The 18,203-nt window shown below is 40.9% G+C and carries 16 protein-coding genes; 6 read left to right on the top strand and 10 right to left on the bottom strand.

What is annotated here, in order from left to right; translation table 11 throughout:
• Positions 1-32: 32 nt before the first annotated feature.
• Positions 33-1,208 carry a thiolase family protein gene (locus tag N5J47_RS07820; RefSeq protein WP_279959320.1) on the bottom strand — a complete coding sequence of 392 codons (1,176 nt, stop codon included), beginning with the start codon at positions 1,206-1,208 and terminating at the stop codon, positions 33-35.
• A gap of 113 nt (positions 1,209-1,321) precedes the next feature.
• The gene (locus N5J47_RS07815) at positions 1,322-1,837 is read right to left on the bottom strand and encodes a GspH/FimT family pseudopilin (protein WP_279959321.1); all 516 of its coding nucleotides are present in this window, start codon (positions 1,835-1,837) and stop codon (positions 1,322-1,324) included.
• Between the two features lie 389 nt (positions 1,838-2,226).
• On the opposite strand from N5J47_RS07815, the gene omp38 (N5J47_RS07810) reads away from it, so the two are divergent.
• Together omp38 (N5J47_RS07810) and omp38 (N5J47_RS07805) are read left to right on the top strand one after the other, a co-directional pair.
• A complete protein-coding gene (omp38, locus tag N5J47_RS07810) occupies positions 2,227-3,252 on the top strand; it encodes an outer membrane protein Omp38 (RefSeq protein WP_279959322.1) in 1,026 nt (341 codons plus the stop codon).
• A gap of 458 nt (positions 3,253-3,710) precedes the next feature.
• On the top strand, positions 3,711-4,817 hold the full coding sequence (gene omp38 / locus N5J47_RS07805) for an outer membrane protein Omp38 (protein WP_279959323.1): 1,107 nt from the start codon (positions 3,711-3,713) through the stop codon (positions 4,815-4,817).
• Positions 4,818-4,865: 48 nt separating this feature from the next.
• Here the strand turns inward: omp38 (N5J47_RS07805) and N5J47_RS07800 are convergent, their stop codons facing one another.
• The 5 genes from N5J47_RS07800 to N5J47_RS07780 all read right to left on the bottom strand — a co-directional run bounded on the left by N5J47_RS07800 (position 4,866) and on the right by N5J47_RS07780 (position 10,405).
• Entirely contained in the window at positions 4,866-5,027 is a 162-nt protein-coding gene (locus tag N5J47_RS07800) for a hypothetical protein (protein WP_279959324.1), read from the bottom strand.
• Positions 5,028-5,031: 4 nt separating this feature from the next.
• Positions 5,032-6,237, bottom strand: a complete 1,206-nt coding sequence (locus N5J47_RS07795) for an RtcB family protein (protein ID WP_279959325.1) — start codon at positions 6,235-6,237, stop codon at positions 5,032-5,034.
• A 256-nt stretch (positions 6,238-6,493) separates the two neighbouring features.
• Complete coding sequence (locus tag N5J47_RS07790) at positions 6,494-7,951, bottom strand: amino acid permease (protein ID WP_279959326.1); 1,458 nt, start codon at positions 7,949-7,951, stop codon at positions 6,494-6,496.
• 18 nt (positions 7,952-7,969) lie between these two features.
• Positions 7,970-8,986: a class I SAM-dependent methyltransferase gene (locus N5J47_RS07785; protein ID WP_279959327.1), complete on the bottom strand. Its 1,017-nt coding sequence runs from the start codon at positions 8,984-8,986 to the stop codon at positions 7,970-7,972.
• A 60-nt stretch (positions 8,987-9,046) separates the two neighbouring features.
• Positions 9,047-10,405: a uracil-xanthine permease family protein gene (locus tag N5J47_RS07780; protein WP_279959328.1), complete on the bottom strand. Its 1,359-nt coding sequence runs from the start codon at positions 10,403-10,405 to the stop codon at positions 9,047-9,049.
• Positions 10,406-10,582: 177 nt separating this feature from the next.
• Between N5J47_RS07780 and typA the strand changes: the two genes are divergently transcribed.
• From typA to N5J47_RS07765, 3 genes are all read left to right on the top strand, one after another.
• On the top strand, positions 10,583-12,418 hold the full coding sequence (typA, locus tag N5J47_RS07775; RefSeq protein WP_267982096.1) for a translational GTPase TypA: 1,836 nt from the start codon (positions 10,583-10,585) through the stop codon (positions 12,416-12,418).
• 243 nt (positions 12,419-12,661) lie between these two features.
• The gene (gene mscL / locus N5J47_RS07770; protein ID WP_279959329.1) at positions 12,662-13,093 is read left to right on the top strand and encodes a large conductance mechanosensitive channel protein MscL; all 432 of its coding nucleotides are present in this window, start codon (positions 12,662-12,664) and stop codon (positions 13,091-13,093) included.
• A 158-nt stretch (positions 13,094-13,251) separates the two neighbouring features.
• Positions 13,252-13,584 (top strand): gamma-glutamylcyclotransferase, encoded by a 333-nt coding sequence (locus N5J47_RS07765; protein ID WP_279959330.1) that lies wholly within the window; start codon positions 13,252-13,254, stop codon positions 13,582-13,584.
• 28 nt (positions 13,585-13,612) lie between these two features.
• Here N5J47_RS07765 and N5J47_RS07760 read toward each other — a convergent pair whose 3' ends face one another.
• Entirely contained in the window at positions 13,613-13,903 is a 291-nt protein-coding gene (locus N5J47_RS07760; protein WP_279959331.1) for a peptidylprolyl isomerase, read from the bottom strand.
• A gap of 32 nt (positions 13,904-13,935) precedes the next feature.
• Positions 13,936-14,754, bottom strand: a complete 819-nt coding sequence (mutM, locus tag N5J47_RS07755; protein WP_279959439.1) for a bifunctional DNA-formamidopyrimidine glycosylase/DNA-(apurinic or apyrimidinic site) lyase — start codon at positions 14,752-14,754, stop codon at positions 13,936-13,938.
• Between the two features lie 208 nt (positions 14,755-14,962).
• On the opposite strand from mutM, the gene N5J47_RS07750 reads away from it, so the two are divergent.
• Entirely contained in the window at positions 14,963-17,098 is a 2,136-nt protein-coding gene (locus N5J47_RS07750) for a TonB-dependent receptor (RefSeq protein WP_279959332.1), read from the top strand.
• Positions 17,099-17,150: 52 nt separating this feature from the next.
• Here the strand turns inward: N5J47_RS07750 and N5J47_RS07745 are convergent, their stop codons facing one another.
• The gene (locus N5J47_RS07745) at positions 17,151-17,963 is read right to left on the bottom strand and encodes a tetratricopeptide repeat protein (protein ID WP_279959333.1); all 813 of its coding nucleotides are present in this window, start codon (positions 17,961-17,963) and stop codon (positions 17,151-17,153) included.
• Between the last annotated feature and the right edge of the window lie 240 nt (positions 17,964-18,203).

The raw sequence follows: 18,203 nt of genomic DNA, 5'->3' as shown, positions 1-18,203 counted from the left end.
TCAAGCAGGATTTTTATAGAAAAGAATGATATTTAAATCAATTCAATCGCAACAGCGGTCGCCTCACCACCGCCAATGCACAGCGCAGCAACGCCTTTCTTGCCACCCGTACGTTTAAGTGCATGAATCAGGGTCAAAATGATACGGGAACCTGTAGAACCAACTGGGTGTCCAAGAGCACAGGCACCACCATTGATATTGACTTTTTCTGTATCTAGTTTGAAATCATCAATTGGACACATGGTGACCATGGCAAATGCTTCATTGATTTCCCAAAGATCAACGTCTTGAGCATCCCAGCCTGCCTTGTTCAAGACTTTCTGAATTGCACCTACAGGCGCAATGGTAAATTCAGATGGGTGCTGGGAATTTGATGCGGTTGCAACGATTTTTGCCAAAGGTTGTAAGCCACGTTGAGCCGCCACATCACTGTTAGTAAGTACCAGTGCAGACGCACCATCAGAGATTGAGCTGGCATTGGCGGCGGTAATGGTACCGTCTTTTGCAAATGCAGGTTTCAAACCTGGGATTTTGTCAATTTTTGCATTTAAAGGCTGTTCATCTTGGTCAACAACCACATCACCTTTACGGCTAGAGACGGTTACAGCAACGATTTCATCTTTAAAGTAACCTTCAGTAATGGCCTTTTGCGCACGTTGTAAAGAACGAATGGCAAAATCATCCATTTGCTCACGGGTATAACCACGTGTATTTGCCATATCCTGGGCAAACGAACCCATTAAGCGACCAGTTTCAGCATCTTCAAGTCCATCAAGGAACATATGGTCCTTAATTTCCCCATGACCCATACGGTAACCCGCACGTGCCTTTGGCAACACATAAGGTGCATTGGTCATGGATTCCATACCACCTGCAACCACGATTTCAGCACTGCCTGCCTTGATCATGTCAGCTGCCTGCATAACCGCTTTCATACCAGAGCCACACAGCTTGTTAATCGTTACAGCGCCTGTTGAGTCAGGTAAACCAGCCTTACGCATTGCCTGACGGGCAGGGCCCTGCTTTAAACCTGCTGGTAACACACAACCCATGATGACTTCTTCTACATCAGTTGGCTGTAGACCAGCACGGGCAATTGCTTCTTTAATTGTGATTGCACCCAGTTCTGGTGCAGTTGCAGTTGATAATGCACCTTGGAAGCCGCCCATTGCTGTACGAGCGCCATTGACAATTACGATGTCAGTCATTGTGTGTCTCCAGACTTATAATTTGCAGAGAATGTTCAAAACCTATGCAGTATAGTAAAAAAAAACAGTGAATAAAGTGTTTTATGTCGCCTAGCCTAGACTGAAGAGTTTTTTTAGCAGGTGGGTGTTTTCTCAAATCGAGGATGTCCCATACGGCCAATGAGCAGTTTTGAATGATAATCCAGTGAATTGGAACAATAAATAAAGCTACCATTTGAGGCGAAAGGCAGGCCATTTTCCTGCTGAAAGACAATGTATCGTGGTGAAGAGCCAAAGCCTCTATAGCTGAGTGAACCATATTTATGATTAAGTGTGCTGGCAAATAACAAGGTTTCGTCATTATCACGTTGTCTATTCTTATTGCTATCTATAAAGCTAATAAAACCTTTATTCCAGTCATTATGACAACTTTCTAAATCCTGACTTGGGCAGATGATCACATTTTTATGGTAAATTTGTGCATCAGTTTTTGCTTTTTGTATGTTCATTGTGAGTATTCTAATGGTCTGGTTTGATTCCCAGGAAGCTAGTAAATAATGAAATGCTGGAATTGCGAAAGCGACTATGATGGATAAAACAGTCGTAGTCACCACTATTTCGGTTAAGGTAAAACCTAATCTTCTTTTCATGTGAAACCCAGTTAGTTTTTGTTTAAATATATAAATAACAAAGTGTTAAATTATGTTTTTTAAATTAAATAATGCACTAATCTATATTGAGGTCATTATCTAAATAGAAATGCTATGTAGCGAATAAATAAAAACTTGCGAACGATAATCGATTTCAACTTTATATGTGAATTGAAAATTTACTGAACTACAACGGAAATTGTAAGAAATTTTGTCAATAATTTACTAGGTTAAAGTTATCAAGCACTTGGAAAATTAATCAAGTGTTTGTATGATTCAAAGTTAAGTGAATAGCTTAAAAATAACACTGTAAGTCTTGGTGCTTATGAGTGGTCAAAAATTATAGGCTAAGCTTAACAACAAACAAATGTTATCTCTGGAGGATATCCATGAAATTGAGTCGTATTGCACTTGCTATGCTTGTTGCTGCCCCTTTAGCTGCTGCTAATGCGGGTGTAACAGTTACTCCATTATTACTTGGTTATACAATGTATGATAGCCAACACAACAATGATAAATTAACGAGTTCTGCTGAGTTGCAGGATGATTTATTTGTTGGTGCTGCATTGGGTATTGAATTAACACCTTGGTTAGGCTTTGAAGCTGAATATAGCCAAGTTAAAGGTGATCTTGATGGTTTAGCACCAGGCGCTGAATACAAACAACAGACAATTGCTGGTAACTTCTATGCAACATCTGATTTGATCACTAAAAACTATGACAGCAAAATCAAGCCATATATCTTAGCTGGCGCTGGTCATGCAAAATATAAGATGGATGGTTTGGCGACTAAAGAAGATACAATTGCCAATGCTGGTGGTGGTGTTTTCTGGCGTTTAAATGATGCCTTGTCCCTTCGTACAGAAGCTCGTGGTACTTATGATTTTGATGAGAAGTTTTGGAGCTATACCGCACTTGCTGGTTTAAATGTTGTTCTTGGTGGTCACTTGAAACCTGCTGCACCAGTGGTGGAAGTTGCTCCAGTTGAACCAGTACCAGTACCTGTTCAGCCACAGCCACAAGAATTAACTGAAGACCTTAACATGGAACTTCGTGTATTCTTTGATACCAACAAGTCAGACATTAAACCTCAGTACAAGTCTGAAATTGCGAAAGTGGCAGAGAAATTGTCTGAATACCCGAATGCGACTGCTCGCATTGAAGGCCACACAGACAACACTGGTCCACGTAAGTTGAACGAACGTTTGTCTCTGGCTCGTGCTAACTCTGTTAAGTCTGCACTTGTGAATGAATACAACGTAAATGCATCTCGCTTGACAACTCAGGGCTTTGCTTGGGATCAGCCGATTGCTGACAACAAGACTAAAGAAGGCCGTGCCATGAACCGTCGCGTATTTGCTGCGATTACTGGTAGCCGTACTGTTCTTGTACAACCAGGTCAACAAGCTCAGTAATTGAGTCTTGATGATATAAAAGGACGGCTCAATTGAGCCGTTTTTTTATTTCTAGGATTATTTATAATCGTGAGGTCGAATATTTATTGTTTTAAAAATTTATATAGTTGAATCATTAATAGAGCGAGGTAAAAAATCTTGTTCTATATTTGAAAGAAATGTTGGAATTGTTTAGTCTTATTGAAAAGTTTTTGATATGTGGTTAAAACCCTGATTAAAAAATGATAAACTTCATGCGCTAGAACAACGTTAATGAAAATTTACTTAGCTGCTATATGAAGTGGGGGATAAGTATTTTTCGAGAATCGAGAGCTGAATATTGCTAAATGCTTGGAAAATTGATCAAGTGTTTGTATGATTCAACGTGAAATGAATGACTGAGACAGATAGAACAAGTTATCAGTGTTCAAAAAATTACTAGAGCAAGCTTAAATATTTTTTATCTTTGGAGGATATCCATGAAAATGAGTCGTATTGTACTTGCTATGCTGGCTGTAGCACCTTTTGTTGCTGTAAATGCAGGTGTCACAATTACCCCTTTAATGCTTGGTTATCACTGGTATCCAGGAGATACCCAAGACAAACAACGTGATGTATTAACAGATCGTGATCCAAATGGTTTAGGCTGGACTGGTAGTCCAAATGGTTCTGGTGTTGCTTTACAAAGTGATTTACTTGTTGGTGCTGCAATTGGTGTTGAATTGACCCCATGGTTGCAGGCCGAGGTTGAATATCAACAAACCAAAGCTGATGCTGCCCGTAAAGAAAGTGCAACTGATAATGGTCAGCCTTGGGATGCTAAACATCAAACTCTAAGCTTAAATGCGATTGCAACTGCTGATGCATTTACAGGTAAATATGATAGCAAAATCAAGCCATATGCATTAATTGGTGGTGGATATTCTAAATTAACAATCGATAATCCAGGTCTAGACCGTCGTTCTTATGACACCATTGGTAATATCGGCGGTGGTGTGTTATGGGAATTGAATGATGCTTTAACACTTCGTACTGAGGGTCGTGCAACTTATAACTTTGATAACAGTTGGTGGGAAGGCCAAGCTATGGCTGCTCTTCAAGTCGTTGTAGGTGGTCATTTGCGTCCAGCTGCACCAGTGGTAGAGGTTGCTCCAGTTGAACCTACACCAGTACCTGTTCAGCCACAGCCACAAGAGATGACTGAAGACCTTAACATGGAACTTCGTGTATTCTTTGATACCAACAAGTCAGACATCAAGCCGCAGTACAAGTCTGAAATTGCGAAAGTAGCAGAGAAATTGGGTGAATTCCCGAATGCAACTGCCCGTATTGAAGGTCATACAGACAACACGGGTCCACGTAAGTTGAACGAGCGTTTGTCTCTGGCTCGTGCTAATTCTGTTAAATCTTCACTTGTGAATGAATACAATGTTGATGCATCTCGTTTATCTACTCAAGGTTTCGCTTGGGATCAACCGATTGCAGACAACAAGACTAAAGAAGGCCGTGCTATGAACCGTCGCGTATTCGCTGCGATCACTGGTAGCCGTACTGTTGTTGTACAACCAGGTCAACAAGCTCAGTAATTGAGTCTTGATGATATGAAAGAGCGGCTCAATTGAGCCGCTTTTTTATTAGAGCCAATCAGTTTTGTTTAAAAACTTTTTGGTATCTTTACGTTCCTTGCGGTGTTGGGCTTTCGGTTTTTCGCTTTCATGAATGCCTCCCTTGTGAAGTAAAGGAGAGAGTGCAACAGGATTGCGAGCTTTAATTTTTGGCATATCTTTTAGTTTCATCGTGTTAGCCTTTAATACATAAGATTTGTTTGAGTATATGTACAATTTCAATTAGGTCAGACTGATTTGCCATGACTTGATCAATGTCTTTGTATGCACTCGGAATTTCATCAATCACGCCTGCATCTTTACGACATTCAATCCCTTGGGTTTGCTGAATCAAATCATCTTGACTAAACAAGAGTTTCGCCTTGTTGCGACTCATTTTTCGTCCCGCACCATGTGAACATGAACAGAATGATTCAGGATTTGCCTTGCCTTTAACAATATAGGAGCGAGCACCCATTGAACCTGGGATGATACCAAGTTCATCCTGACCTGCCCGAATAGCACCTTTACGGGTAATTAATAAATCTTCGCCAAAGTGATTTTCCCGACTGACATAGTTATGATGGCAATTAATCGCTTCTTTGGTCATTTGAAAGGGCGGTAGAAGCGGGCGAATGGCTTCCAGAATCAGTCGCATCATTTCCCGACGATTCTCAAAAGCATAGTTTTGTGCCCATTCCACTGCTTCAACATAATCATTGAAATTGGCCGACCCCTCAGCAAAGTAGCTTAAATCCTTGTCAGGGACATGCCCAAAACGGTGCTGTGCTTCTTTCTTTGCCAGTTCGATAAAATAGGTGCCAATCACATTACCCAAGCCACGACTACCTGAATGCAGCATGATCCAGACATCCTGATTTTCATCCAGACATAGCTCAATAAAATGGTTGCCACCACCTAAAGTACCGAGTTGTTTTTGCCAGGTTGCATCAAACTTTCGCAGCATCCGAACCAAGCCTGGATGTTTTTGAATGATCGGCTGCAAGCGTTTTTCCAATGGAATAATGCTGGAAGCCTTGGCTTTGATTTGCTTGTGCAATTCAAAGCCGACAGGAACCTTGCGTTCAATTGCATGCCGTAACGGTGCAAGATTGTCTGGTAATTGGGATGCCTTGAGGTTGAGTCGAACTGCATTCATGCCACAACCAATATCAACACCCACCGCCGCAGGAATAATCGCATGTTGGGTTGGAATCACGCTGCCAACGGTTGCCCCTTTACCCACATGCACGTCTGGCATGACAGCAATATGTGAATAAATAAATTGCAGTTGTGCCATTTTTTTAAGTTGTTCAATGCTGTCGCTATCAATGTCGTTGGTGAATATTTTCACTGGAACGCCATAGTGTGCTTCGGCATTGAGAATTTTTTGTATGCCCATTTTCTTATCTCGGTCATTTTAATTTTTCTGTCCGAATAGGCATAAAAAAACCTAGCGAATGCCAGGTCTAATAAAGCATTCGGACAAGTGATCAGCAGATTTGTCACTTGTCCGTGAGACGACAACGTGCCAAACCTTAGTAAGTTGTTCCTTGTAGTAATGGCATGATGTTGTCCTCCTATAAAATAGTGCCGTTGAAAATATGAGCGTGAATTCTACCCATATTTTCATAATGGTCAAGTAAAAAATCGATTTTTTATTCGCCCTCTTTCACATTCATGTCTTGGTAGGCAATCAGTTTGGTTTTATGTTTCCATTTATATCCTAACCAAATGATCAGGAATAATGGAATGCTGATATAGGTTGAAAGTAAGCCTAACCAGTCAATTTTGCCACCCAGAACTGCCTGATAATTTTGACCTAAGATAATGATTGAGCAAAGAATAAAAGCAAACCACGGTGCGAATGGGAAAAACTTGGCACGGTATGCAAGGTCTTCGACTTTATAGCCCTGTGCTGTATAGCCTTTGCGGAAACGGTAATGTGAAATGGCAATGCCGAGCCAGACGATAAATCCGCACATGCCTGATATATTCAGCAACCAGTTAAATACTTGTTGCTCGCCAATAAAAGTGGTCAGGAAACAGAGGGCAGCAACGGCTGTGGTTGCATACAAGGCATTCATGGGAACGCCACGCGCATCCAGTTTAGAGAACCATTTTGGCGCACGACCCTCTTTTGCCATATCAAACAGCATGCGGGTAGAGGAGTACATCCCAGAGTTACCCGCGGATAAAATCGCACTCAGAATCACTGCATTCATTAAGCCTGCGGCAAAGGCCAAGCCTGCTTTTTCATATAGTAAGGTAAAGGGTGAAAGGGCAATATTTTCACTTTCGGCTGCATGTAGCAACAGTGGATTGTCATAGCTGACCAATGTACCAATGATAAAAATACACAGGATATAGAACAGCAGGATGCGCCAGAAAATCTGTTTAATCGCCAATGGAATGGTTTTCTTTGGATCTTTGGATTCACCTGCGGCAACGCCCACCATTTCAGTACCCTGAAAAGAGAATCCTGCAATCATGGCGACTCCGACTAAGGCTTGCAGACCCCCCACAAAAGGCGCATCTCCCTTGTTCCAGTTGCTCCATACCGATACATCAGGTGTAAGCATGATTTTTACAATCATGGCAATCCCAATGATGATAAAGACGATAATCGCAACCACTTTAATCATGGAAAACCAGAATTCGCTTTCACCAAAGCCTTTGACGGTCATGGCATTAATGCCAAAAATCACGCCAAGGAAAATTGCACTCCAGTAAAAACCTGCAATCTCAGGAAACCAGAATTTCATAATGAACTGTACCGCAACCAATTCAAAAGCGACAGTAATTGCCCAGTTATACCAGTAGTTCCAACCCAGTGCGAAACCAAAACCCTCTTCGACATAGCGGCTGCCATAGGTAAAGAATGCACCAGAGCTTGGGTTATGGGTGGCAAGTTCTCCCAGACTGGTCATCAGGAAATAAATCATGATCCCGATTAGGGCGTATGCCAATAACGCACCACCTGGACCTGCGGTGGCAATAGTAGAACCCGAAGCAAGAAATAAGCCTGTGCCAATTGAACCACCAATGGCAATCATATTTAGGTGGCGTGCCCCAAGCTTACGCTGGAGATGTTGGGGAGCAGATGTATCGCTCATAAAAATTCCTTAAACTGTTTATTTTGTACAGGCATACAACACCTTGAATCCTTGTTGATCCGCTTTAACTGTACACTGACCGAAACTTTGCTCAATCAGCGGCGGATAGTTCAGGAAACGATTGGCGACAATCCATAATTCACCTGAGCTGCTCAGATGGGATTTGGCAAGTTGGCACAGTGCTTCACTGGCATGGTAATTGGTCTGGATGCCCTGATGGAAAGGCGGGTTGCTGATGATGGCATCTAATTCTCTTGGGGCATCGGCAAAACCCGTGACAGGCTGAAGATGAAGCTGGGCTAAATTTAAACCGTTTCGTTGAAAGGTCAGTTCAGTTGAGCGTAATGCAAATGCATCAACATCCAGTGCAAAAATTTGTTGGTTTGGATTAAGTTTGGCTAGATAAGCACTGATCACACCCGCACCGCAACCGAAGTCGGCAATCTTGCCTGATTTTATTTGATTCAGGTAAGGCAATAATACGGCTGTACCGACATCTAAATGGTCCTGGCTAAATACGCCAGGTAGGGCCGTGATTTCTAGCTGGTCTTGTCCAACAGAGAGGCTATAGGTTTTAATCCAATGTTCAAGTGGCTTTAATTGCCCAGTTTTTTCGATGATCATCTGCCAAAGTTGACAATGACGTGCGCTGTCAAGTTTGAGGGTTTTACCGTATTGCTGCAATTGTTTGGCAGCACGTTCCACACCGCCCTTTTTCTCACCGACAAGGAAAACAGACTGTCCCAGTGTTAAATGGCTGGTCACCACATGCAAAATATAATTCAGCAACTCTTTTGATTTAGGTACAAAAATAATCACCTGATCAAAGCTTGCCTGTGGAAATTCAACTGAAAAATGTGAGTTGATTCCTGCATTGAGAAAAGCTTGGTGGTCGGCATAATTCCAGGTCCAGACAGAGGCTTGAACTTGGCTGGGTAAATTCTTGGCAAGCTGATCATTTGGGGCATTGATCAATAGCACTTGCCCATTTAAATAATCCTGTTGTCGTAAAACAACTTCACTACGTGGATCCATTTTGATCTCTCATCAAAACAAAGCCCAGTGGTAAAACTGGGCAGTGCGATTGCCAGATGGTTATTTGTGCGTTTCAGGTAAAACAATATTTAAAATCAAGGCTGCCAGTCCACCTGTTGCCACGCCTGAACTAAAGATGTTTTTAAATAGTTCAGGTAGGTGTTCCAGAATCTGTGGTACTTGTGCCACGCCTAAACCTAGCGCAAGGGAAATGGCAACAATCAATAATGCGCGGCGGTCTAGCTGGATGCTGGCAAGGATATTGATTCCAGACGCAGCAACAGCACCGAACATCACCATCACCGCACCACCAAGCACAGCTTGAGGTACAGCCTGAATGACCGCGGCAACAGCAGGGAACAGGCCTAAAATAACCAGCAGGATGGCAATCCAGATCCCGACATAACGGCTTGCCACACCTGTCAGTTGAATGACACCGTTGTTTTGAGCAAACACAGAACTTGGGAATGTATTGAAAATACCCGCCAGAAATGAGTTCGCACCATTGACCAACACACCACCCTTAATTCGCTGCATCCAAATTGGACCATCAACAGGCTGGTTGGAAATTTTACTGGTGGCGGTGACATCACCAATCGCTTCCAGTGAAGTGACCAAATAGATAAATGCCATTGGAATAAACAGGCTCCATGAAAAGCTTAATCCAAAATGCATTGGGGTTGGAATCTGGATTAGTGGTGCATCCTGCAACACAGAAAAGTTTAAATGTCCCATAAATCCAGCAAGGATATAACCAATGACCAAAGCAATTAAAATTGCTGAACTTTTCACCCAAATTATACGGATACGATTGAGTAGAATAATAATTCCCAGCACAGTACAGGACATGATGAGGTTATCTGCATTGGCAAAGGTATTGTCCTGCATCGCAGTATAACCACCGCCCATGCTAATCAAACCCTCTTTAATCAAGGTTAAGCCGATCAGCAAAACCACAATGCCTGTCACAAGTGGAGTAATCAGCTTTTTAACCCAGGGTAGAATTCTGGAGACACCCATTTCGATGAATGAACCCGCAATCACCACGCCAAAAATGGCTGCCATCACCTGTTCAACTGGTGTCCCTGCTGCAACCATGGTACTGCCAATCCCAATGATGGGGCCAATAAAATTAAAGCTGGTACCTTGGACAATCAGCAATCCTGCACCAAATGGTCCAACTTTTTTGCACTGTAAAAAGGTCGCAATCCCTGAAATAATCAATGACATGGACAGGATCATGTTGGTGTCTTCACGGGACACGCCAAGCGCCAGACAGATCAATAAACCTGGGGTTACGATAGGCACCAGGATTGCCAAAAGATGCTGTAATGCGGCTAAAAATGCAACAAAAGGTTTCGGTTGATCATTTAGTCCATAGACCAGATCAAGCTGTTGTTGAGGTTGGGAATTCGACATGGGAGTATAAAAAAGCGATAAGCATTAGTGGAATATTCTAATAGAGTTGGCCTACTTTACCAACGATTCTGTAACGTTTCGTCAGAAAAAAAGCACTCTGTCAATAAACTGTCACTACTAAAGTTTAGGATTCTTCTGTATAATTTGCCCTCAAATTTAAAGCGTATCGAATTTTACATGTCAGATATTAAAACTCTCCGTAACATTGCCATTATTGCGCACGTCGATCATGGTAAAACGACTCTTGTAGACAAACTTTTACAACAATCAGGTGCTCTTGGCGATCGCGCAGGCGAGATTGAACGTGTTATGGATTCTAACGCGCTTGAGTCTGAACGTGGTATTACTATTCTTGCAAAAAACACTGCAATCAAATGGTTAGATGCACGTACCAACACTGAATATCGCATCAACATCGTTGACACCCCAGGACACGCCGACTTCGGTGGTGAAGTAGAACGTGTAATGTCGATGGTTGACTGCGTATTGCTTCTTGTTGACTCTCAAGAAGGTCCAATGCCACAAACTCGTTTCGTAACGCAAAAAGCGTTCGCACGTGGTTTGAAGCCAATCGTGATTATTAACAAAGTTGACAAGCCAAGTGCTCGTTGTGATTGGGTTATTGATCAAGTATTTGATTTGTTTGATAACTTGGGTGCAACTGATGAGCAGTTGGATTTCCCGATCGTTTATGCTTCAGGTCTTCGTGGTGTTGCAGGTCCATCACCAGAGGAACTTGCTGATGATATGACACCATTGTTCCAAACCATCGTCGATATCGTTGAACCACCAGCCGTTGATGTTGATGGTCCATTCCAGATGCAGATTTCATCACTTGACTATAACAGCTTCGTCGGTGTTATCGGTGTTGGTCGTATTCAACGTGGTTCAGTGAAATTGAATACGCAAGTCACTGTAATTGATAAAGAAGGTAAGACACGTAACGGTCGTATCCTTAAAATTATGGGTTACCACGGTTTAGAGCGTGTTGATGTTGAATCTGCATCAGCAGGCGATATCATCTGTATTACAGGCATTGATGCACTCAATATTTCTGACACAATTTGTGATCCGAAAAATGTTGAGGCTTTACCACCATTGTCTGTAGATGAACCTACAGTTTCGATGACATTCCAGGTGAACAACTCACCATTTGCGGGTAAAGAAGGTAAGTTCGTGACTTCACGTAATATCCGTGAACGTCTTGACCGTGAATTGATTCACAACGTAGCATTACGTGTTGAAGATACTGATAGCCCAGACCGTTTCAAGGTTTCTGGTCGTGGTGAACTTCACCTTTCAGTATTGATTGAAAACATGCGTCGTGAAGGCTTCGAGATGGGTGTTTCTCGTCCACAAGTAATCATGAAAGAAATTGATGGCGAAAGACAAGAGCCATTTGAAAATGTAACATTTGACGTTGAAGAACAACACCAAGGTTCTGTAATGGAACAAATGGGCTTCCGTAAAGGTGAGATGACCAATATGGAAGTTGACGGTAAAGGCCGTATCCGTATTGAAGCTACTGTTCCTTCACGTGGTTTGATTGGTTTCCGTTCTGAATTCTTAACCATGACTTCTGGTACAGGGATTATGACATCAAGCTTCTCACATTACGGTCCAGCAAAAGCAGGTACTGTGGCGAAGCGTCAAAACGGTGTGTTGATCTCTATGGTTCAAGGGACTTGCTTGGGCTATGCATTATTTACACTTCAAGACCGTGGTCGTTTATTTGCTAAACCACAACTTGAAGTATATGAAGGCATGATCATCGGTATTAACTCCCGTTCAGACGATATGGTTGTTAACCCAACTAAAGCGAAACAGCTCACCAACGTCCGCGCATCTGGTACTGATGAAGCATTGACTTTAACACCTGCAATGGAATATACGCTTGAACAAGCGCTTGAATTCATTGAAGATGATGAGCTGGTTGAAGTAACACCAAAATCAATCCGTATTCGTAAGCGTTACTTGACTGAAAACGAACGTAAGCGTAACCGTGATAAATAATTTTTCTTAACTGAAAAAGAAAAAACCGCTAAGTCTGTTTAGCGGTTTTTTATTATATAAAATAAATGAATACATCATGCTTAAGTTCATATTTTTATTAAAATAAAATATGTTGTTAAAGTGTGAAATAACTTTATTTTTTTCAGAATAATATTAAATTATCAACATTATGATGAATAACTGTGCCTATGTAATAAACAATGCAAAAGTAGGTGCGATCACGTCAACTCTGGAGAGTTATAGATGAGTATTATTAAAGAATTTAAAGAGTTTGCCATTAAGGGCAACATGATGGATTTAGCGATTGGTGTCATCATTGGTGGCGCTTTTGGTAAAATCATCGACTCATTGGTCAAGGATATCATCATGCCTGTGATCTCATGGATTCTGGGTGGGGAGGTGGACTATACCAATTGGTTCTTGGTATTGGGAGATAACCCAAATAACATTACCACGCTGAAAGCAGCTCAAGATGCAGGACTTAATGTATTTGCCTATGGTAGCTTCCTGACGATCTTGATTAACTTTTTGCTGTTAGCCTGGGTTGTGTTCTTGTTGGTGAAAGTGATGAACCGTATTCGTAAACAAGAGGAAGTCGCTCCTGAACCAGCAGCAACGCCAGAAGATATTCAGTTGTTACGTGAAATCCGTGATGAATTGAAAAAACAGGGTTAAAAACTCCTGAAATAAAATGGCATCTCAAGATGTCATTTTTTATGCCTGATTAGAAAATAATTGGTAAAAGTTATTTGAATAATTATGAATACTGAGCATGGAAAGTTTAATTATTTCACTTTAACATGCTGAAAAATATTGAAGTGGGATAAACTATTATGAATCGTTTATTTGTGTATGGCACCCTCTGTCCAAATCGAGAGAATGCCCATATTCTTGGTGGAATAGGTGGTGATTGGCAAAAAGCTTCTGTACATGGAACAATTCATATTTTAGATTGGGGCCCAGATAAGGGTTTACCTGCAATTATTCTGAGTGACAAAGATCCATTGGTTGAAGGCTATTTGTTTAGCACTGAAAAATTAGAACAAAACTGGCAAATGCTGGATGACTTTGAGGGTGTGCAATATAAAAGGGTACAAGTTAAAACCACTCTTGATTCTGGTGAGATTGTACAAGCATGGACTTATGTCATGAATGAGCAAATATAGGACACTCATTCACGGTAAAAGAAAGGCTTTAGTGAAAACCCTCCATACGGAATTTAATTTCAACCAGATGAAAGCCAAATTGGCTTTTAATTGGACCGTGTAAGACCCTCTCCGCGGCAGTAAAGACCAGTTTGTCGATCACAGGAACAAGCTGCCCTTTTTTCACTTCACCGAGTTCACCACCGCGTTTTGCTGAGTTGCATGTTGAATATTGCTTGGCGATTTTCGCAAAGTCCGCGCCAGAATGAATCCGCTTTTTCAGTTGTTCTGCCAAGTCTTTATCCTTGACCAGAATATGCCGAACAATTGCAGTCTGCATAAATCACTCTCCTTGAGCCAGCATTGAAATAACTAAGCTTTCTTATTTAAGGGTTGGCACTGTGGGCAGAACACACTGGCGCGTTGTCCCAACTTTAAATTCTCCAGCGTGGTTTCGCAGTTGACGCACATTTCACCTGCACGACCATAAGCAAGCAGCGTTTGTTGGAAATAACCATTTTCGCCCATCGCATTACTATAGTCACGTAAAGTTGAACCGCCAAGATCAATCGCTTGTTTTAGGATGCGCTTGACCTCAATCACCAACTTTTCAACTTGTGCCTGGGTTAAAGTTGAAGCAGGTTGTGCAGGATGAACTCCAATATTGAATAGACTTTCAGTTGCGTAAATATTACCAACACCTACCACCACATGATTATCCATAAGCGCAATTTTAATACCTACATTCTTCTTATTTAGCTTTTCTAACAAATAAGTAGCATTAAAATCTTCACTTAAAGGTTCTGGACCAAGCGTGTCAATAAGCTTGGACTGGTTGTCCTGATCTAGCCAAAGAATACAGCCAAAACGACGTGGATCATGATAGCGTAGTTGAATATCTTCAAAATCAATAATTAAATGATCATGTTTGCGCAATTCATCATTGGGTTGGCATAAACGAAAACTACCAGACATTCCGAGATGCCAAAGCATTTGATCCTGTTCAAATTCAGCCAGAATATATTTGGAGCGGCGTGAAAGCGTTGTTAAACGCTGCCCAACCAATTTCTGAATATCATCAGGAATTTGCCAGCGTAAGCTTGCATTTAATACTTTAACTGCTAGAACACGTTGGTCAAGTAAAGGCAGTAAACTGGTCTTGGTGGTTTCAACTTCTGGAAGTTCAGGCATGATGTACTCAAGTTGTTTCAACAACAATACAATGAGGGCAAATGTTTTACTTACAATAATATCCACCTTTAATTTTATTTGCTAAGGTTGATAAATACTAGTTTTTGATCATTTTAGTGAATCCCAATGAGATAAGATCAATATTAAAATAATCCATACTTGTCTTTGAAAATTGCTTTCTTATATTTTAGGTCCATAAGGAATTTCTATGCCTTTAATTAAACTGAATTTTTTATACGGTTGTGTTGCGGTGAGTATGGGGTTGAATAGCTCCTTGGTATGGGCTGCTAAAGTTGATATAGAGACACAGCCAATACAGCAACTTATACCAATTAAAGTCGAGGCAACCCGTACCAATACCACCTATATGGAAACACCAGCTTCAATTTTCCGTATTGAAAGCCCTAAAGCAGATCAATCTGCCCAAGTCAACTTGACTGAACTGGTCAAAGGGATTCCAAGTGTTCAGTTGCGCAACCGAGAGAACTACGCGCAAGACTTACAAATTTCTATGCGTGGTTTTGGTGCCCGTTCTACTTTCGGTGTGAGGGGAATCCGTTTATATACCGATGGTATTCCAGCAACCATGCCTGATGGGCAGGGGCAGACTTCTAATATTGACCTGAGCAGCCTCGATCATCTTGAAATTTTAACTGGGCCATTTTCTTCCCTGTACGGAAACTCATCGGGTGGCGCAATTCTGGCAACGACCAAAGAAGGGCAAGGTAAAGATTCTATTGAAATGAGTTATGCTGGGGGCAGTCATCATAAAAATCGTGCAGGTTTGATACTACAAGGAGGGACGGACAAGCAAAATGAGCCGAGTTATATCATTAGTTCGTCTTATTTTGATACTGATGGTTTCCGTGACCATAGCGGTGCCAATAAAACCTTAAATAATGCCAAACTGACATGGAATCTGGATGATGGCAGCAAGATTAACTGGGTCACTAATTACGTCAATATTGATGCTGCTGATCCAGGTGGCCTAACTCGAGCAGAGTGGGAGAACAATCCCAAACAAGTTGCAAAAAATGTCATGGATTATAATGCGCGTAAAAAAATTGACCAGACCCAGACTGGTGTGACATGGTCAAAGCCAATCAATGATCAAAATGAACTTTATGCCATGGCTTATGTCGGACAGCGGCAAGTCATTCAATATCAATCTATTCCTGATATGGTTCAAAAAAATCCCAATACACCTTATCAGGCGGGTGGGGTGATTGATTTTAAACGTGACTACTATGGAACTGATTTTCGATGGACGGGTAAGGATTTACTTCCCAAAACCCAATTTACTGCTGGTGTTTCTATAGACGCCATGAATGAAGATCGACAGGGTTTCCAAAATTTTAATGATCAGGGTGATAAAGGGATTGTGGGTGCTTTGCGCCGAGATGAGCGAAATACTTTATGGAATGTTGATCCTTATCTACAAGCATCATGGTCATTCCTACCAAAAATGCGTTTAGATACGGGAGTGCGCTACAGTAACGTACATTACAAATCCAAAGATCGTTATATCGTTGGTCTAAATGGTGATAATAGCGGTAAAACGACCTATGAAGAAATTTTGCCATCTGTCGCTTTAAGTTGGCAGATTGTTCCACTGACTTTGGTCTATGCCAGTTATACCAAAGGTTTTGAAACACCAACGTTCACTGAAATGGCATACCCTGCACAGGGTGGAGCAAGTACTTTAGATTTAAAGCCATCCAAAAGTGATAACTATGAAGTTGGCCTAAAATCTTCAAATAGATGGGGTGATTTTAACCTCGCTACTTTTTATATCGACAATCAAGATGACATTGTTGCAGCAGAAAATATGGGTGGACGTGCAACCTACCGTAATGCTAATAAAACCTTACGCAAAGGTGCAGAGTTAAGCTGGAATAAAAAATTATGGAAAGATTTGAGCATCAATACGAGCTATGCGTATTTAGATGCAAAGTTCGATGCAAAAGTTCCGAAATTAGGAAATGTTGCAGAAATTTCAGCAAACAATCTCATTCCAGGAATTGCTAAAAATCAAGCTTTTATTGGAATTGCATGGCAGCCTGAACAGGGTTTTTATGCTGGAGTTGATACCCAATATATGGATAGAGTCTATGTGAATGACATCAATAGTGATTCAGCAGCAAACTATACCATTGCCTCTGTTTATACGGGTTATTTAAGGAAATATGTCGATTGGAGTGTCAATGGTTTTGTTCGGATAGATAACCTGTTCGATAAAAACTATATTGGTTCAGTCATTGTTAATGAAGGGAACAGTCGATTTTTTGAGCCTGCTGATGGGCGTAACCTAAGTGTGGGAATGAGAGTCAGCAAGCAGTTTTAATTCAAATAGAAATAACCCTCTTATTTTTAATAGAATATAAGAGGGTTTTTCATTATTTTTTAGAGGTTGCTGGAGCAGCTTTCTTAGCAGCTATTGCCTTTTCAACTTCTGCTAATGATTCTTTGGCATTTGGAAAATCTTGTGCTGCTAATGTAGTAAAGATTTTTTTAGCTTCAGGAAGATTTTGGTCAATAATTTCTCCATTTGCCATCATATTTCCCAACACCATTAGTGATGGAGCGTAGCCTTTACTTGCTAATGTCCGAAAAGTGTTAATAGCCTGTTGTTGCATAATCGGATTCTTATTTTTTACTCCAACACCTAGGTCATATAAAGCTTTTACATGCATTGCTGGATAGTAATTTTTTTGTATTAATGGACGTAACTGTCGTATTGCCAACTGGTCATACTCAGGTTTGCCTTGGGCAAAGAATAAAGTTGCAACTTCAACACTTGCATCTTCTGAGCCTTGTTTAGCGGCTGTGTCTATAAGTTTTTTATATTTCTCTGTATCTTTATTAATCCCTACACTACTTTTACCGTAACGATACATTTGTGCCAATTCAAAACTCGCTTTACCAAATCCTTTATCTGAAGCTTCCTGAAAATATTGTAAAGCTTTTTTCTCGTCTTTGGCTGTGCCCAAGCCCTGTTGTGTCATTGAACCTAAATTATAAATTGCCTGAGCATTCCCTGTTGAGGCAATTTTCTGAATTTCCTGAAAAGCTGCAGCATAGTTTTTTGATTCATAAAGCTGGTTGGCTTTAGCAAACACATCTGGTGCTGTAGTGGCGGTTTTATTGTCGGCTGCAAATACCGAATGGCTTGCAACCATGATTAGACTGGCAATGAGCAACTTTTTCATCTTTATTTTCCTTTCATGTAAATCTGCCGCAATCCTTTGTTGTTGGCAGAAAACAATGTTGTGACCCAAATAAGTTTAAGAGTTTGGCATAAAATGTAAATGGAAATTTTGTATGTCAATATTTATGGGTAAATATATCTTGGGTTTGTAGTATTTTGAAATATATAAATTATTTTAAAATACTGCTAAAGAAAAATGTGAATGTATCATGTAGAAATACTCAGTCTACTGTTAATTTAT

The sequence above is a fragment of the Acinetobacter sp. GD03645 genome (assembly GCF_029845285.1).
GTDB classification, from domain to species: Bacteria; Pseudomonadota; Gammaproteobacteria; order Pseudomonadales; family Moraxellaceae; genus Acinetobacter; species Acinetobacter corruptisaponis.
The sequence above is the reverse complement of the archived record's forward strand: the minus strand, read 5'-3'. Positions and strand labels throughout refer to the sequence as shown.

Excerpts from the sequence above, each read along its gene's own strand:
- mutM (WP_279959439.1), bottom strand. The coding sequence starts at position 14,754 with ATGCCTGAACTTCCAGAAGTTGAAACCACCAAGACCAGTTTACTGCCT.
- N5J47_RS07795 (WP_279959325.1), bottom strand. The coding sequence starts at position 6,237 with ATGGGCATACAAAAAATTCTCAATGCCGAAGCACACTATGGCGTTCCA.
- N5J47_RS07760 (WP_279959331.1), bottom strand. The coding sequence starts at position 13,903 with ATGCAGACTGCAATTGTTCGGCATATTCTGGTCAAGGATAAAGACTTG.
- N5J47_RS07785 (WP_279959327.1), bottom strand. The coding sequence starts at position 8,986 with ATGGATCCACGTAGTGAAGTTGTTTTACGACAACAGGATTATTTAAAT.
- N5J47_RS07780 (WP_279959328.1), bottom strand. The coding sequence starts at position 10,405 with ATGTCGAATTCCCAACCTCAACAACAGCTTGATCTGGTCTATGGACTA.
- mscL (WP_279959329.1), top strand. The coding sequence starts at position 12,662 with ATGAGTATTATTAAAGAATTTAAAGAGTTTGCCATTAAGGGCAACATG.
- N5J47_RS07790 (WP_279959326.1), bottom strand. The coding sequence starts at position 7,951 with ATGAGCGATACATCTGCTCCCCAACATCTCCAGCGTAAGCTTGGGGCA.
- typA (WP_267982096.1), top strand. The coding sequence starts at position 10,583 with ATGTCAGATATTAAAACTCTCCGTAACATTGCCATTATTGCGCACGTC.
- omp38 (WP_279959323.1), top strand. The coding sequence starts at position 3,711 with ATGAAAATGAGTCGTATTGTACTTGCTATGCTGGCTGTAGCACCTTTT.
- N5J47_RS07820 (WP_279959320.1), bottom strand. The coding sequence starts at position 1,208 with ATGACTGACATCGTAATTGTCAATGGCGCTCGTACAGCAATGGGCGGC.
- N5J47_RS07750 (WP_279959332.1), top strand. The coding sequence starts at position 14,963 with ATGCCTTTAATTAAACTGAATTTTTTATACGGTTGTGTTGCGGTGAGT.
- N5J47_RS07745 (WP_279959333.1), bottom strand. The coding sequence starts at position 17,963 with ATGAAAAAGTTGCTCATTGCCAGTCTAATCATGGTTGCAAGCCATTCG.
- N5J47_RS07815 (WP_279959321.1), bottom strand. The coding sequence starts at position 1,837 with ATGAAAAGAAGATTAGGTTTTACCTTAACCGAAATAGTGGTGACTACG.
- N5J47_RS07800 (WP_279959324.1), bottom strand. The coding sequence starts at position 5,027 with ATGAAACTAAAAGATATGCCAAAAATTAAAGCTCGCAATCCTGTTGCA.
- omp38 (WP_279959322.1), top strand. The coding sequence starts at position 2,227 with ATGAAATTGAGTCGTATTGCACTTGCTATGCTTGTTGCTGCCCCTTTA.
- N5J47_RS07765 (WP_279959330.1), top strand. The coding sequence starts at position 13,252 with ATGAATCGTTTATTTGTGTATGGCACCCTCTGTCCAAATCGAGAGAAT.